Raw genomic sequence first — 15,247 nt, forward strand, 5'->3', positions numbered from 1 at the left:
TGGCAATGGCACAAGAAGATTTGTTTGGCGGCGGGCTCGGCGGGCCAACTCCCGGCCCCGGTGACCCCGGTGACCCCGGTGACCCCGGTGGCCCCGCGGCAGGTCTGCGCGGCGCGAGCTTCTTCGAGGCGGGGCAAACCGCCCCGCTGGCTGCGCGGATGCGCCCGCGCTCGCTTGATGAGATCGCGGGGCAGGCGCATTTGCTCAGCGAGGGGAAGCCGTTGCGCCGCCTCGTCGAGGGCTCGGGGGCTGCCTCCGTCATCCTGTACGGGCCGCCGGGAACGGGCAAGACGACGATCGCGTCGCTGATCGCGCAGTCGATGGAGCAGAATTTCGTCGGCCTTTCTGCCCTGTCCAGCGGCGTGAAAGAGGTGCGCCAGGTCATTGACCAAGCGCGGCGCGACCTCATCCGGGGCGAGAAGACGGTGCTGTTTATTGACGAGGTCCACCGCTTCTCCAAAACCCAGCAGGACGCGCTGCTGGGGGCGGTGGAGAACCGCACGGTCCTGCTGGTTGCAGCGACGACGGAGAACCCCTCGTTCAGCGTCGTCGCCCCGCTGCTGTCCCGTTCGTTGCTGCTCAAGCTGGAGTCGCTCTCTCGCGAGGACCTGCGCAAGGTGATTGAGAACGCGGTCGTGGCACAGCGCGGGCTCGCCGGCACGGTGGAGCTTGCGGACGACGCGCGCGAGCAGCTGATCACGCTCGCCGGCGGCGACGCGCGGCGCGCGCTGACCTACCTGGAGGCGGCGGCCGAGGCGGTGCACGCCGGCGGGACGATCACGGTGGATACGCTGCGCGACAACGTGAACCGCGCGGTGGTGCGCTACGACCGAGACGGCGACCAGCACTACGACGTCGTCTCCGCGTTCATTAAATCCATCCGCGGCTCCGACGTGGACGCCGCGCTGCACTACCTGGCGCGGATGATCGAGGCGGGCGAGGACCCCCGCTTCATCGCCCGCCGCCTGGTCATCCACGCCTCCGAGGACATCGGGATGGCGGATCCGACCGCGCTGCAGACGGCGATCGCGGCGGCCAACGCGGTGCAATTCATCGGAATGCCGGAGGGCCGGCTCCCGCTTGCGCAGGCGACGATTCACCTAGCCACCGCGCCGAAGTCGCCGTCGGTCATCCAGGGGATCACCCGCGCGCAGCAGGACGTCGCCGCCGGCAACATCGGCGCGGTGCCCCCGCACCTGCGCGACGGCCACTATGAGGGCGCGAAGGCGATGGGTAATGCCGTCGGCTACAAGTACCCGCACGATGACCCCCGTGGCGTGGTGACGCAGCAGTACCTCCCCGACGAGTTGCTGGGCGCGGAGTACTACACGCCGACCGATCACGGCGCGGAGAAGCGGATCCGCGATTTCCTCGGTCGGCTGCGCCGCGTGATTCGGGGAAAGGACTAAGCGCGGGGCATTGCTTATCGACGCGCACTGTCTCCGGATTCACACGCCGGGGTAGAGTAGTGCGGGACAAATACGAGCTTTGAAAGGACATCACCTCGTGCAGACACATGAGATCCGTGAGCGGTTTACCAACCACTTTGTTCAGGCAGGGCACACGCCCGTGCCGAGCGCTTCGCTGATCCTGGACGACCCGCAGCTGCTCTTTGTCAACGCCGGCATGGTGCCTTTCAAGCCGTACTTCCTGGGCCAGCAGAACCCACCGTTTGAAAACGGCCTTGCCACCTCGATTCAGAAGTGCGTGCGCACGCTGGATATTGAAGAGGTGGGCGTGACCACCCGCCACAACACCTTCTTCCAGATGGCTGGCAACTTCTCCTTTGGCCAGTACTTCAAGGAAGGTGCGATTACTCACGCGTGGACGCTGTTGACCAACTCGGTTGAGGACGGCGGCTTCGGCCTGGACCCGGAGCGCCTGTGGGTCACCGTCTACTTGGACGACGACGAGGCCCTGGAAATCTGGCGCGACAAGATTGGCGTGCCGGAGTCGCGTATTCAGCGCATGGGGATGGAGGACAACTTCTGGTCCATGGGCGTGCCCGGCCCGTGCGGTCCGTGCTCCGAGATTTACTACGACCGTGGCCCTGAGTACGGCAAGGAGGGCGGCCCGGAGGCGGACGACTCCCGCTACATGGAGATCTGGAACCTGGTGTTCATGGAATCCATCCGCGGCGAAGGCGACAAGAAGGGCGGCTTCGACCTGCTTGGCGAGCTGCCGAAGAAGAACATCGATACCGGCCTGGGCATCGAGCGCGTCGCGTGCCTCCTCCAGGGCGTTGACAACGTGTACGAGACCGACCTGCTGCGGCCGGTGATCGACGAGGCCGTGAGGCTCACCGGCACCCAGTACGACGCAGGGAAGCACGAGGACGACGTGCGCTTCCGCGTCATTGCGGACCACTCCCGCACCGGCATGATGATCATCCTGGACGGCGTGACCCCGTCCAACGAGGGCCGCGGCTACATCCTGCGCCGCCTGCTGCGCCGCATCGTCCGCTCCGCCCGCTTGCTGGGGGCCGAGGGCAAGGTGCTCGAGGTCTTCATGAACACGATCATGGACACCATGACGCCTTCGTTCCCGGAGATCGCGGACAACCGCGAGCGCATCCTGCGCGTCGCTGTGGCCGAGGAGCGCGCCTTCCTGAAGACGCTCGCCTCCGGCACCAGCCGCTTCGACGAGGCTGCGTCCGCGCTGCGCGAGTCCGGTGCCACGACGCTGCCGGGTGAGCAGGCCTTCGAGCTGCACGACACCTACGGGTTCCCGATCGACCTGACGCTGGAAATGGCGCGCGAGGCCGGCCTCGACGTGGACATGGCGGCGTTCGACGCGGCGATGCAGGAGCAGCGTGCGCGCGCGAAGGCGGATAATAAGGCGAAGAAGCAGGGCAACATCGACGAGTCGCTCTACCGCGAGTGGGTTGACGCGCACCCCACCCAGTTCGTGGGCTACAGCGAGCTGTCGCACGAGGGCAAGGTGCTCGGCCTCGTGCGCAACGGCGCGAAGGTACACGAGGCGACGGCCGGTGACGAGGTCGAGGTCATCCTCGATGTCACCCCGATGTACGCCGAGGCCGGCGGCCAGATGGCAGACCGCGGCCGCATCGTAGTGGGCGACACCGTACTCAACGTCAACGACGTGCAGAAGGTGGGCAAGAAGCTCTGGGTGCACAAGGCCACCGTGGAACACGGCGGGCTGGACCTCGGCCAGACCGTGACGGCGGAGGTGGACGAGGCCTGGCGCCACGGCGCGCGCCAGGCGCACACTGCAACGCACCTGATCCACGCTGCGCTGCGCCAGGTGCTTGGGCCCACCGCGGTCCAGGCCGGCTCGCTGAACAAGCCGGGCTACCTGCGCTTCGACTTCAACTACACCGACCAGCTCACCGACGCCCAGCTCAAAGAGATCGCCACCGTAACCAACCAGGCGGTCGACGCGGACTTTGCCGTCAACACCATCGAGACCTCCCTGGACAAGGCCAAGGAAATGGGCGCGATGGCGCTGTTCGGCGAGAACTACGGCGACCAGGTGCGCGTGGTGGAGATCGGCGGCCCGTTCTCCATCGAGCTGTGCGGCGGCACGCACGTCGCGCACTCCTCGCAGATCGGCCCGGTCGCCGTGCTGGGCGAGTCCTCCGTCGGCTCCGGCGCGCGCCGTATCGAGGCCTATTCGGGCATGCACTCCTTCGATTACTTCTCCAAGGAGGCAGCTCTGGCTTCCGGCATTGCCGCGGAGCTGAAGACCCCGACCGACCAGCTGCCCGACCGCATCGCGCAGCTCACCGAGCGCCTCCGCGCCGCGGAGAAGGAGATCGAGGCGCTGCACCGCCAGCAGCTGCTCGCGCAGACGGCGGGCCTGGCAAAGAACGCGGAGCACGTCGGTGCGTTCAAGCTCGTCGCCGTCCACCTTCCGGACGGAGTGTCCGGCGGCGATCTTCGCACCATCGCCCAGGACGTCCGAGGCAAGCTCGGCACCGAGCCTTCCGTGGTGGCCCTGGCGTCCAACGACGGCGGCAAGGTCCCGTTCGCCGTGGCCGCAAACAAGGAGGCCGTCGCCGCCGGCGTGAAGTCTGGGGACCTGGTCAAGCTGGTCGGCGGCTACATTGACGGTAAGGGTGGCGGCAAGCCGGACCTGGCGCAGGGCTCCGGCAGCAATGCGGACGGCATTACGGCTGGCCTGGCCGCGCTGCGCGAGGAGCTCGCCGGCAAGTAAGCTGCAAATGTAACAAATTGGTCAAGGGACACGCCGTCGGCGTGTCCTGGCCTTTTGTGTGTAGACGGTATTTTGGCTGTGAGCGCCGTACGCGGTTTGACGCTGGCGTCGACTAGCGATTGCTTGTACGCATGAGCCCCGACCTGTAGATCGGAGAAACTTTTGAAGGTTGAGCCTGACACACCGGGCGTCGAAGACCCCGGCCCGGGGCGCAGACTCGGTATCGATGTGGGCACGGTCCGCATTGGTGTCGCGGCGTCGGACCGCGACGCAAAGCTGGCTATGCCAGTGGAGACTGTCAAACGCGTCACCGGGTTTAAGGACCGGGACGGCGAGGACATCGAGCGGTTGCTCGAGCTTATCGACGCCTACGGGGCCGTCGAAGTCGTTGTCGGGCTTCCCCGCGACCTCAAAGGAAACGGCTCCAAGAGCGTGAAGCACGCCAAGGAGATCGCCTTCCGTATCCGGCGGCGCAACGGCGACGTGGCCGTACGGATGGCGGACGAGCGGCTGACGACTGTCGCGGCGACGCACGCGATGCGGGCGTCCGGCCGCAGCGAAAGGGACCAGCGTGCCGTGATCGACCAAGCGGCGGCAGTGGAGATCTTGCAAACGTGGCTTGATGGCCGGCACAACTACCTCAAGGAGAACGAATCGTGACTTCCCGAAACAACGCCCAGCGGCGGACGCGAGGGATCGCGGTCCTTGTCGCCTCAATCCTGCTGATCATCGGCCTCATTGCGTGGATCGCCATTGCGCACCAAACCGCCTCGCCGGACGACTTTAAGGGCGAAGGCAACGGCGAGGAGCAGGTCGTGGAGATCCCCGAGGGCTCGAATATCTCCGCGCTCGGCCCCGAGCTTGAGGAGCGCGGCATCGTCGGCTCCAACAAGGCGTTCCAGGCCGCGGCTGCGAGCGACCCAGACTCCGACAACATCCAGCCGGGCTTCTACCGCCTGGAAAAGGAAATGAGCGCGGAGAGCGCCGTGTCTGCGCTGCTGGACCCGAACAAGAAGGTCACCCCGCTCCAGGTCTACGGCGGCGCGACGCTCATGGACATCAACGTGGTCGGTGGGCAGAAGCGCGAAGGCATCCTCACCATGATTCAGAACGTGACGTGCGGCAGTGAGATGGCGCAGGGCTGCGTGGACGTCGAGCGCCTCAACCACGTGGCGTCCGATGCGGACGCGGCGAGCCTGGGCGTGCCGGAGTGGGCCGTCGAGACGGTGGACGCGCGGAAGGGCGACGCGAAGCGCCTGGAGGGCCTGATCGCACCGGGCGAATACATCATTGACCCGGGTGCAACGGCGGAGCAGATCCTCACGGACCTGATTACCCGCTCCGCTGAGGTATACAACTCCACCGACATCGCGTCCCGTTCAGAAAACGTGGGCCTCAGCCCGTACGAGCTGCTGGTTGCCGCCTCGCTGGTTGAGCGCGAAGCGCCGGCAGGCGAGTTTGACAAGGTTGCCCGAGTGATCCTGAACCGCCTCAACGAGCCGATGCGCCTGGAGTTTGACTCCACCGTGAACTACGGCCTGCCCAACGTCGAGGTCGCGACCACAGACGAGGACCGCCAGCGCGTCACCCCGTGGAACACCTACGCCATGGACGGGCTGCCGCAGACCCCGATCGCCTCGCCGTCCGTCGAAGCACTCGACGCGATGGAGCACCCCGCCGATGGCAACTGGCTGTTCTTCGTCACCGTGGACAAGGACGGCACGACCGTGTTCAACGACACCTTCGAGCAGCACCAGGAAGACACGCGCCGCGCGATCGACTCCGGCGTGCTTGACTCCCAGCGGTAGGGGCGGACCAGCATGACGCAGCCACCCACGCACCGCGCGGCGGTCCTTGGCAGCCCGATCGAACACTCGTTGTCGCCCGTGCTCCACACCGCCGGGTACGGGGCCGCGGGCCTCGACGGCTGGGCGTACGAGCGCATCGAGTGCACCGCGGAGACGCTGCCGGCGATTGTGGGTGGGGCCGATCCCACATACCGCGGGTTCTCCGTCACCATGCCCGCCAAGTTTGCGGCCCTGGAGTTTGCTACCACGGCGTCAGAGCGGGCCACCGCGATCGGCTCCGCGAACACGCTCGTGCGCACCGACGACGGCTGGTACGCCGACAACACCGATTGCGAGGGAATTGCCGCGGCGCTCTCCGCGCTGCTCGGCGCGGCGACGCCGCGCACCGCCTTGGTCATCGGCGCCGGCGGCACGGCGCGCCCGGCGCTGTGGGCGCTGCGCCACGCGGGTGTAGCGCGCATCGACGTGGTGAACCGCTCCGACCGATCGGGCGAGATCGCCTCGCTGGTGGAAGGCGTGGACTTCCAATTCCACGGCTACACCGGCGACCTCGAAGCACTTGCAGTTCGCGCCGACGTCATTGTCTCCACCGTCCCGGCTGCTGCGGTCGCACCCTACGACGTGCAGCTTGGCCACGCGCCGGTGCTCGACGTGATCTATAACCCGTGGCCGACGCCGCTGGCAGTGCGAGCCGCCGCGAACGGGTACCCGACGGTCGGCGGGCTCACGATGCTCGCCGGGCAGTCGTACTCGCAGTTCGAACAGTTCACCGGCGTTGCGGCGCCCCGCGACGCCATGCGTGATGCACTGATGCGCCACTGGGACGAGCCGGCCAGTGGTGCCGGGGAAGCGGGGGCATCGCGCTAGCACAGCGCCCGCACAGCGCTCGCTCTGCGGCGCGCGGGGCGGCGGCCTAGACTTTCACCCCATGGGGATTGGGGGAGCGCTCTTCAGCGCGGAATTCGCATTATTTGGGCCAGCCGGCGTCACCTGGCTGGCGCTGTGCACGTTCGTCGGGTGGAGCGTGGCGCTCGCGCGCATTGACGCGAGGCACTCCCGTTTGCCCAATGGGCTGACGGTCCCGCCGGCGCTCGTTGCCCTGGCAGCCTGCGTCGCCTCGCCGTACCTCGCGTGGGGCCTTGCGTGGCCTGCCGCCTACCTCGCTGGCCCCGGCATGGGCGGCGGTGATGTAAAGCTTGCCGTCCCGCTCGGAGTGCTTCTCGCCGCGCTTGGAGGTCCGTTCGCGGTGCTCGCCGCGGTAGGGCTCGCGGGACTGCTCACGGTTGTGCGCGGGTGGATGGCAGGGCGAGCGGCACTGCCGCACGGCCCCCAGATGCTGGCAGCGGCGTGGACCGTTGGAACATTTGTTGGGCTAAAGAGCTCGATCGCGGCGGCGTTGTGAGACAATGCCTTCATGCTTCGTTGGACTACCGCTGGGGAATCCCATGGACAAGCGCTGATCGCGCTCATTGAAAATATGCCCGCCGGAGTGCCGGTGACCCAGGAGGAGATCGGGCACCACCTCGCCCGCCGGCGGCTGGGATACGGCCGTGGCGCGCGCATGAAGTTTGAAGCGGACGAGCTGACGCTGCTCACAGGCATTTTGCACGGCAGAACGCTCGGCAGCCCAATCGCAATTCAAATTGGCAATTCCGAGTGGGCGAAGTGGACGACGATCATGTCGCCGCACCCACTGGACATGGAAGACGACGAGGTGGCAAAGGCGATGTCGTCCGGGCGCGGGGCGCGCCTGACTCGCCCGCGCCCGGGCCACGCAGACTTTGCCGGCATGCTCAAGTATGGGTTCGATTCCGCTCGGCCGGTCCTGGAGCGCTCCTCCGCCCGCGAGACCGCGGCACGCGTCGCTGCGGCGACTGTCGCGCGCTCGCTGCTGCGCGAAACGTTGGGCGTCGAAGTGTTCTCGCACGTGATCTCGATCGGCGAGTCTGCGCCGTACGCAGGCCCCGCGCCCACGTACGCGGACATTGATGCGATTGATGCGTCCCCGGTGCGCGCGTACTCCAAGGAGGCCGAAGAGGACATGGTGTCCTGCATCGAGGCGGCCAAGAAGTCCGGCGACACCCTAGGTGGCATCGTCGAGGTCATCGTGGATGGACTGCCCATCGGGCTCGGGTCCCACATTTCTGGTGACCACCGCCTGGACTCGCAGCTCGCTGCCGCGCTCATGGGGATCCAGTCGGTCAAGGGCGTGGAGATTGGCGACGGCTTCGAGGAAGCCCGTCGTCGCGGCTCCGAGGCCCACGACGAAATGGTGCGCGACGAGGACGGCGTGCACCGTCTGACCAACCGCGCGGGCGGCTTGGAGGGCGGCATGACCAATGGCGAGCAGCTGCGCGTGCGTGCGGCGATGAAGCCGATCTCCACCGTCCCCCGAGCCCTGCAGACGGTCGACATGTCTACGGGCGAGGCCGCGACGGGCATTCACCAGCGCTCCGACGTGTGCGCCGTCCCCGCCGGCGGCGTGGTCGCCGAGGCTATGGTGGCGCTCGTGCTTGCGCGCGCGGTGCTGGAAAAGTTCGGCGGCGACAGCCTTGAGGAGACGAAGCGCAACATCGACGCGTACAACGAAGACGTGCGCCGCCGCCTCAATTTTGCAGACGGCGCGGTGCATGAGGCGGCAGGAGAGAAGAAGGAAGGCAACGCCAATGACGTTCACTGAGTCAGCGCAGGAGCGCGACGAAGCGACCACCCCCGAGCTGGATACCTCGCCGGATTCCCAGCCCACTGCGCAGGCCTCCGTCGTTGCGTCCGTCCCCAGGATCGTGCTGGTCGGCCCGCCGGGCGCCGGAAAATCGACGATCGGGCGCCGGATTGCCAGCGCCCTGAACCTGCCGATCGTGGACTCTGATCTGCTCATCGAGCAATCCGAGGGCAAAGCCTGCGGGGAAATCTTCTCCGAGGTCGGTGAGGAGCGCTTCCGTGAGATCGAGGCAGGGTGCGTTGCACGCGCTCTCGCGACCGGCGGCGTAGTGAGCCTGGGCGGAGGGGCAATCCTCACCGCCTCGACGCGCCAGCTGCTGCAGCGCCACACGGTGGTGTGGATCGACGTGAGTGCGGAGGAGGGCATCCGCAGGACCGCGAACGAGACGTCGCGTCCAGTCCTCAACGCGGACGACCCAGCGCAGCACTACCGCGACCTCCTGGCTACCCGCGAGCCGTTCTACCGTGAGGTTGCGGACTACCACGTTCGCACGGACCAGCGCCCCCCGCAGCGTGTGGTCGCGGAGATTCTGGGGATCATCGAGTCCTCGGAGGAGTAGGCGCGGACAAGCGCGTGCCGGAGCAGGCGCACGAGGGCATTCTGGGGAAGAATCGGACCACACTCGCACCCGTCCACAAAGGAGCACACTATGGCACACGTCGAGGTCACCGGGCCTTCGCCGTACACCATCCACATCGCGCACCGCATTACTGATCAGGTCGCGCCTCGCGCCAAAGAGATTGGGGCGCGCAAGGTGGCGATCGTGCACCAGGCTGCGCTCAAGGCGGTGGCGCGTGGCATCGCGGGCGACCTCGAAGCCGTGGGCGTTCAGCCGGTGATGGCGGAGATCCCGGATGCGGAGGCGGGCAAGTCCCTGGACACGGCAAGCACGCTGTGGGACCTCCTGGGTACGAGCGGCTTCTCGCGCCAGGATGCGGTGATCGGCCTCGGCGGCGGCGCGGCAACAGACATTGCGGGTTTCGTCGCCGCGACGTGGATGCGAGGCATCAAGGTCATCCAGGTTCCGACCACGCTGCTCGCGATGGTGGACGCCGCTGTGGGCGGCAAGACCGGCATGAACACCGAGGTAGGGAAGAATCTAGTCGGCGCGTTCCATGAGCCGGACTCCGTGTTCATTGACCTCGAGCGGATCTTTACGCTGCCGGAGGAGGAGATCGTGTCCGGCTCCGCCGAGTTGGTCAAGACCGGTTTTATCGCGGACCCGAAGATCCTCGACCTCTACCGCGACGGCAGCGCCCGCGGTGAGTGGAATTGGGAGGAGCTCGTGCGGCGCTCCGTCGCCGTCAAGGCGGCCGTGGTTAGCCGCGACCTCACCGAATCCGGGCTGCGCGAAATCCTCAACTACGGGCACACGCTCGGCCACGCCCTCGAGCGTCGCGAGCAATACACCTGGCGCCACGGCAACGCGGTCGGTGTCGGCATGATGTTTGCGGCGCACCTCGCGCACGAGCGCGGGCTTATCGACGCCACCCTGCTGGACCTCCACCGCGAGATCCTCACCCTTGTCGGCCTGCCCACGACGTACGAACCGGGCGCCTTCGACGAGCTATACGAGGCGATGACGCACGACAAGAAGAACCGCGACGGCCGCATCCGCTTCGTGGTGCTCAACGCCCTCGGCTCGTGCACGCGGCTCGAGGATGCAACCGTCGAGGAGATGCGCGCGGCGTATGACGCAATTTCCCAACCCACCCAGGAGGCGTAACTGTGAAAATTCTTGTGCTCAATGGCCCGAACCTCAACCGGCTCGGCAAGCGGCAGCCGGAGGTGTACGGGAGTGAGACGCTGGGGGACGTCGAGAAGCGGCTGCACGATCGCGCAGCCGAGCTCGGTGTGGAGGTCGAGGTGCGCCAGACCAACCAAGAGGGCGAGATGCTGGACTGGGTCCACGAGGCTGCAGACAAACGCTGGCCCGTCATCATCAACCCGGGCGGGTGGACGCACACCTCGGTGGCGCTGCGCGATGCGCTCGTGGAGCTGACGGACCATCGCGGGTTCATTGAGCTGCACATTTCCAACGTGCACGCGAGGGAGGAGTTCCGCCACCACTCGTACCTGTCGCCGATCGCGCGCGGTGTAATCGTAGGGCTTGGCACGCAGGGCTATCTGCTCGCCCTCGAATATTTTGCCAACAACGTAGAGTAGAACTTTCACGTACAACTCGCGTCAGGAGGAAAGAATGTCACTGGCAGATACTCGTTTTGAAACCCGGCGCCGCAAGCTGGCCTCGAGCCTGGCGGCGCAGCGGATCGACGACATGTTGCTGACCCACCTGATCCACGTGCGCTACTTCTCCGGCTTTACCGGCTCCAACGGCGCCCTGCTGGTGTCCAAGGACCGTACCGCGAAGGTGGCGACAGATGGACGCTACGCCACGCAGATTTCGGAAGAGGTCCCTGACGTCCCGGCAACGATCACCCGCAAGGTGGCCACCGAGCTGCTGGCGGGAGTGGTGGACGGCCACCGCGTGGGCTTCGAGGCCGACTACGTCAGCGTCTCCGAGCTGGAAGCGCTGCGCAAGGCCTGCCCGGAGGGCGTTACGCTGGTGCCCGTCAGTGGCGCGGTCGAGGAGATCCGCCTGCTCAAGGACCAGCTCGAGCTGACCAGACTCGAGGAGGCGGCCGATTTGGCCACGCAGGCGCTCGAGCAGCTTATCGACGCCGGCGAGCTCGCCCCCGGGCGCACCGAACGCGACGTCGCCGCGGACCTGGAGTACCGCATGCGCAAACTCGGCGCGGAGCGCCCCAGCTTTGACACCATCGTCGCCTCCGGGCCGAACTCTGCCAAGCCGCACCACGGCGCCGGCGAGCGGACGCTGGAAACGGGCGACCTGGTCACCATTGATTACGGCATGTTCCGACTCGGCTTCAACTCCGACATGACGCGCACGTTCGCGCTGGGGGAGCCGAACGATTTCCTGCGGGAGATCTACGAGGTCACCCTGCAGTCCCAGCTCGCCGGCGTGCGCGCGGCGGTACCGGGGGCGAAGCTGGTCGACGTGGATGCCGCTTGCCGCGACGTGATCGAGGCTGCCGGGTACGGCGAATACTTTGTCCACTCCACCGGGCACGGCGTGGGCCTGGACGTCCACGAGGCACCGTATGCAGCGAAGACCGGTAAGGGTACGCTGCAGGAAGGGATGACGTTGACCATTGAGCCGGGTATTTATGTCCCGGGGCGCGGCGGCGTGAGGATCGAGGATACCCTGTTCATTACCTCCGGCGCGCCGAAGGTGATCACGAAGTTCCCCAAGGACTTGACAGTGCTGTAGCATTGTTGTGTTTGCACACTGTTGAACGCACTGTCTCAACATCGTTGAGCCACGCTTTGTGGCACGCCAGAAGAAAGGTTTCACGTGGCAACTACCGCCGATTTCAAGAACGGCCTCGTGCTCAAGAACGAGGGCAAGCTCCAGCAGATCATTGAGTTCCAGCACGTCAAGCCGGGTAAGGGCCCCGCATTCGTGCGCACGAAGCTCAAGGACGTTGTCACCGGCAAGACCGTTGACAAGACCTGGAATGCCGGTGTGAAGGTCGAGACCGCGACGGTGGACCGCCGCGACATGACCTACCTGTACAACGACGGCACGAGCTATGTCGTCATGGACGACAAGACCTTCGAGCAGTTCGAGCTGCCCGCTGACAAGTTCGGCGACGCGGCACGCTTCCTGCTGGAGAACATGCGCGTGCAGGTTTCTTTCCACGAGGGTGAGGCGCTGTTCGCCGAGCTGCCGATCTCCGTCGACCTCAAGGTCGAGCACACCGAGCCGGGCCTGCAGGGTGACCGCTCCTCCGGCGGCACCAAGCCGGCGACGCTGGAGACCGGTGCTGAGATCCAGGTTCCGCTGTTCCTGGAGACCGGCAACGTGGTCAAGGTGGACACTCGCACGGGTGAGTACCTCTCTCGCGTGAGCAACTAATGCCTGACTACAAACGCCACGGGGCGCGCTACCGCGCCCGCCGCCGCGCGGTGGACATCCTCTTTGAGGCCGAAACGCGCGACGTGGATCCGGTGGAAATTGTAGAAGACCGGGCGGAGCTGTCCCGAAACCCACAGAACTCGGTGGCGCCGGTGGCGGACTACACCCGCCAGATCATCTCCGGAGCCGCCGCGCAGCTCGACGACCTGGACGATGCCATTGAGCGCTACCTGGTGGATGACTGGGAGCTGTTCCGCTTGCCAGCCGTGGATCGGCAGATCCTCCGCGTCTGTGCGTGGGAGATCATGTACAACGAGGACGTTGACGCGCCGATTTCCATTAAGGAAGGCGTGGAGATGGCGGCGGAGTACTCCGGTGCGGCGGCGTCGCCGTACATCAACGTCGTGCTCGACGGTATCGCGCAGCGCGGCGCCCCGGAGGCACCGTTCGCCGACGACGCTGAGAGTGCTGTGGGCGCTGAGGGCGCCGAGGGTACCGAGGAAGCTGGTGTCGGCGAGCAGGAGGCAACGTCTGCCGATGATGCGCAGCGCGCCGTCACCGCTGTCGTCGCCGGCGCCGCGGTCCCGCCCGAATCGCGCTCCGCTGTCGCCGAGAAGCTGGAAAACTAGGCAGCAACGAGAAGAACGTGGAAGAACGTGGAAGAACGTAAAGGTGTTCGCCGAAAGGCGGGCACCTTTCGCTGTATCCTGCGTTGACAGATACAGCACCGTAGGGGAGCAACACAGGAGGAACCATGTCCAAGGTGACGATCGAAGACGCGAAGTCGTTCATGGTCGGGCCCAACTTTCAACTCGACGATGTCGACTCGGCCGCCACCCCAGGCGTGTCCGACGTGGACGACGCGTTCAACGCGTACGACGATGAGCTGAGCGAGCTCCACAAGCTGCTCTTTGCCAACGGCCGCGCGGGAAACGAGGACGCCGGTTCGGTCCTCTTGGTGTTGCAAGGAATGGACACGTCCGGCAAGGGCGGCCTCATCCGGCACGTGGTGGGGCAGACAATGGATCCCCAGGGCGTCCACATTCAGGCGTTTGGCAAGCCGACCGAGGAGGAGGCAGAGCACGACTTCCTCTGGCGTTTCTACCCGCACCTGCCCGAGCCGGGCGGGGTCAGCGTTTTCGACCGTTCACACTACGAGGACGTGCTGGTGCAGCGCGTGAAGCAGATGGCGCCGCCGGAGGAAATCGAGCGCCGCTACGGCGCGATCGTGGACTTTGAAAGGGAGGCGGCCGCCCGCGGCACCAAGATCATCAAGGTGATGCCGCACATTTCCCGCGATTTCCAGGCGGAAAACTTGAAAGACCGCATCGAGCGGGCGGACAAGCACTGGAAGTACAACCCGGGCGATATTGATGACCGCAGATTGTGGTCGCAGTACATGGCCGCCTACCAAATCGCGCTGACCAGGACCTCGACGGATGAGGCCCCCTGGTACTGCATCCCCTCCGACAACAAGAAGTATTGCCGTGCCGTGGTCAAAACCTTGCTTGTCGACGCCCTCGCGTCCCTCGACCTCACGTGGCCGGAAGCCACCTTTGACAAGGACGAGGAACTCAAGCGCCTCGCCGAGTCCTAGTCGCGGTTCTCGCGGGCCTGCGTCATTTCGTCGACAAGCGCGCGCATGGCGTCCTGGGCCTGCAAGACGCCGTCGATACTCAGCTTGAGCGCGCTTTGCAGCTGTTCGTCGGTCATGCCGGCTGCGACCTGGGTCTCCGATTCGGTGCGCACGATGAGCGTGTCGGCCTTGTTGACCACGAGCGCGCGTGCGTCGAGGAAGGTCGAGTTCACCTGGTTCGCGGCGAGATAAACCGTGGGGTCGGGGCTGTCCGCCGGGGTCTCGGTCGACGCATCCGCGCGGATGATCGCCACGGAGTCCAGCAGGACGAAGAGGACGTTGAACCCGTTGAGGTTGGCCACCGCGGCGCGGCCGCTGGCGTCGGGTTCGATCGTGACACCGTGCGCGCTCATCGCATCGGCGATGCGATCAATGGTTACGAGCGAGGTGTAGGTTTGTGTGTCTTTAGTGCTCATTGTGCGGGTCCTCCCATGTAACCAGGGTCGGGAACGAGGTGGCCAGGAAATCGAACGCCTGCAGCACGACGTCGATGGAGCTCATGATGAACGCGCCGAGCTGGTTGTGCGACGCGCCGTGGGTAATGTCCATCGAGCGCACCGCGCTGATCGCAATGTGGTCCTCGCCCTGCTCGAAGAAGCGGAGCGTGGGGGCGAAGTGGGTCTGGTTGTGCTCGTTGGTGGCGAGCAGGATGTGGGAGGCCATGTCCTTGGGGATCTCGCCGCGCCACAGGGATTCGAACACCAGGTGATCCTGGTCGATCGCCACGACGATCGCGGCGTTGACGAATCCGGACAGCAGGGTGCCGTTTTCTACGCGGTACTCCAGGTTTTCCGCCTTGAAGATCTCCTCCACCGCTTCAATGGTCACGGGGTGCAGCTGGTTGGCGGGGTCTGCCTGCGCGTCGGCGTTGACCTTGGCAACGGTGTCTTCGTCCGGCGTGGGCGGGATCGTCGCCTCTCCGCCGGTCTGGTCGGGTGCGTGTTCGTTGTTAGTCACACGCACGA

General features: G+C 66.0%; 16 protein-coding genes. 14 read left to right on the forward strand and 2 right to left on the reverse strand.

Annotation, left to right across the window (positions count from 1 at the left end; genetic code table 11):
- Positions 1-5: 5 nt before the first annotated feature.
- The 14 genes from EAW56_RS02800 to EAW56_RS02865 all read left to right on the forward strand — a co-directional run bounded on the left by EAW56_RS02800 (position 6) and on the right by EAW56_RS02865 (position 14,243).
- Positions 6-1,409 carry a replication-associated recombination protein A gene (locus tag EAW56_RS02800; protein WP_122084955.1) on the forward strand — a complete coding sequence of 468 codons (1,404 nt, stop codon included), beginning with the start codon at positions 6-8 and terminating at the stop codon, positions 1,407-1,409.
- Positions 1,410-1,506: 97 nt separating this feature from the next.
- Positions 1,507-4,176 (forward strand): alanine--tRNA ligase, encoded by a 2,670-nt coding sequence (gene alaS / locus EAW56_RS02805; RefSeq protein WP_122084956.1) that lies wholly within the window; start codon positions 1,507-1,509, stop codon positions 4,174-4,176.
- 162 nt (positions 4,177-4,338) lie between these two features.
- Entirely contained in the window at positions 4,339-4,836 is a 498-nt protein-coding gene (ruvX, locus tag EAW56_RS02810; RefSeq protein WP_095545789.1) for a Holliday junction resolvase RuvX, read from the forward strand.
- Complete coding sequence (gene mltG, locus EAW56_RS02815; protein WP_122084958.1) at positions 4,833-5,984, forward strand: endolytic transglycosylase MltG; 1,152 nt, start codon at positions 4,833-4,835, stop codon at positions 5,982-5,984. The genes ruvX and mltG overlap by 4 nt, the downstream gene beginning before the upstream one ends.
- A gap of 12 nt (positions 5,985-5,996) precedes the next feature.
- A complete protein-coding gene (locus EAW56_RS02820) occupies positions 5,997-6,851 on the forward strand; it encodes a shikimate dehydrogenase (protein ID WP_095553745.1) in 855 nt (284 codons plus the stop codon).
- A 61-nt stretch (positions 6,852-6,912) separates the two neighbouring features.
- The gene (locus EAW56_RS02825; RefSeq protein WP_122085087.1) at positions 6,913-7,386 is read left to right on the forward strand and encodes a prepilin peptidase; all 474 of its coding nucleotides are present in this window, start codon (positions 6,913-6,915) and stop codon (positions 7,384-7,386) included.
- A 12-nt stretch (positions 7,387-7,398) separates the two neighbouring features.
- The gene (aroC, locus tag EAW56_RS02830) at positions 7,399-8,664 is read left to right on the forward strand and encodes a chorismate synthase (protein WP_095536642.1); all 1,266 of its coding nucleotides are present in this window, start codon (positions 7,399-7,401) and stop codon (positions 8,662-8,664) included.
- A complete protein-coding gene (locus EAW56_RS02835; protein WP_122084960.1) occupies positions 8,651-9,265 on the forward strand; it encodes a shikimate kinase in 615 nt (204 codons plus the stop codon). The genes aroC and EAW56_RS02835 overlap by 14 nt, the downstream gene beginning before the upstream one ends.
- Before the next feature lie 90 nt (positions 9,266-9,355).
- Entirely contained in the window at positions 9,356-10,432 is a 1,077-nt protein-coding gene (gene aroB / locus EAW56_RS02840; RefSeq protein ID WP_095553743.1) for a 3-dehydroquinate synthase, read from the forward strand.
- Positions 10,433-10,434: 2 nt separating this feature from the next.
- Positions 10,435-10,872 carry a type II 3-dehydroquinate dehydratase gene (gene aroQ / locus EAW56_RS02845; RefSeq protein WP_095276369.1) on the forward strand — a complete coding sequence of 146 codons (438 nt, stop codon included), beginning with the start codon at positions 10,435-10,437 and terminating at the stop codon, positions 10,870-10,872.
- 34 nt (positions 10,873-10,906) lie between these two features.
- Positions 10,907-11,998: an aminopeptidase P family protein gene (locus EAW56_RS02850; protein WP_122084962.1), complete on the forward strand. Its 1,092-nt coding sequence runs from the start codon at positions 10,907-10,909 to the stop codon at positions 11,996-11,998.
- An 84-nt stretch (positions 11,999-12,082) separates the two neighbouring features.
- Positions 12,083-12,646: an elongation factor P gene (gene efp / locus EAW56_RS02855; protein ID WP_095276375.1), complete on the forward strand. Its 564-nt coding sequence runs from the start codon at positions 12,083-12,085 to the stop codon at positions 12,644-12,646.
- Entirely contained in the window at positions 12,646-13,275 is a 630-nt protein-coding gene (nusB, locus tag EAW56_RS02860; RefSeq protein WP_122084964.1) for a transcription antitermination factor NusB, read from the forward strand. The genes efp and nusB overlap by 1 nt, the downstream gene beginning before the upstream one ends.
- Before the next feature lie 125 nt (positions 13,276-13,400).
- Complete coding sequence (locus EAW56_RS02865) at positions 13,401-14,243, forward strand: PPK2 family polyphosphate kinase (protein WP_122084966.1); 843 nt, start codon at positions 13,401-13,403, stop codon at positions 14,241-14,243.
- Here EAW56_RS02865 and EAW56_RS02870 read toward each other — a convergent pair.
- Complete coding sequence (locus tag EAW56_RS02870; protein WP_095536635.1) at positions 14,240-14,698, reverse strand: YbjN domain-containing protein; 459 nt, start codon at positions 14,696-14,698, stop codon at positions 14,240-14,242. The genes EAW56_RS02865 and EAW56_RS02870 overlap by 4 nt on opposite strands.
- Positions 14,688-15,239 carry a type III secretion system chaperone family protein gene (locus tag EAW56_RS02875; protein WP_233125449.1) on the reverse strand — a complete coding sequence of 184 codons (552 nt, stop codon included), beginning with the start codon at positions 15,237-15,239 and terminating at the stop codon, positions 14,688-14,690. The genes EAW56_RS02870 and EAW56_RS02875 overlap by 11 nt, the downstream gene beginning before the upstream one ends.
- Positions 15,240-15,247 lie beyond the last annotated feature (8 nt).

Origin of the sequence: Corynebacterium gottingense (assembly GCF_003693265.1) — a bacterium.
Taxonomy (GTDB): domain Bacteria; phylum Actinomycetota; class Actinomycetes; order Mycobacteriales; family Mycobacteriaceae; genus Corynebacterium; species Corynebacterium gottingense.

Coding starts and splice junctions, on each gene's coding strand:
- EAW56_RS02800 (WP_122084955.1), top strand. CDS start 6: ATGGCACAAGAAGATTTGTTTGGCGGCGGGCTCGGCGGGCCAACTCCC.
- EAW56_RS02820 (WP_095553745.1), top strand. CDS start 5,997: ATGACGCAGCCACCCACGCACCGCGCGGCGGTCCTTGGCAGCCCGATC.
- EAW56_RS02825 (WP_122085087.1), top strand. CDS start 6,913: ATGGGGATTGGGGGAGCGCTCTTCAGCGCGGAATTCGCATTATTTGGG.
- aroC (WP_095536642.1), top strand. CDS start 7,399: ATGCTTCGTTGGACTACCGCTGGGGAATCCCATGGACAAGCGCTGATC.
- EAW56_RS02835 (WP_122084960.1), top strand. CDS start 8,651: ATGACGTTCACTGAGTCAGCGCAGGAGCGCGACGAAGCGACCACCCCC.
- aroB (WP_095553743.1), top strand. CDS start 9,356: ATGGCACACGTCGAGGTCACCGGGCCTTCGCCGTACACCATCCACATC.
- EAW56_RS02850 (WP_122084962.1), top strand. CDS start 10,907: ATGTCACTGGCAGATACTCGTTTTGAAACCCGGCGCCGCAAGCTGGCC.
- nusB (WP_122084964.1), top strand. CDS start 12,646: ATGCCTGACTACAAACGCCACGGGGCGCGCTACCGCGCCCGCCGCCGC.
- EAW56_RS02865 (WP_122084966.1), top strand. CDS start 13,401: ATGTCCAAGGTGACGATCGAAGACGCGAAGTCGTTCATGGTCGGGCCC.
- EAW56_RS02870 (WP_095536635.1), bottom strand. CDS start 14,698: ATGAGCACTAAAGACACACAAACCTACACCTCGCTCGTAACCATTGAT.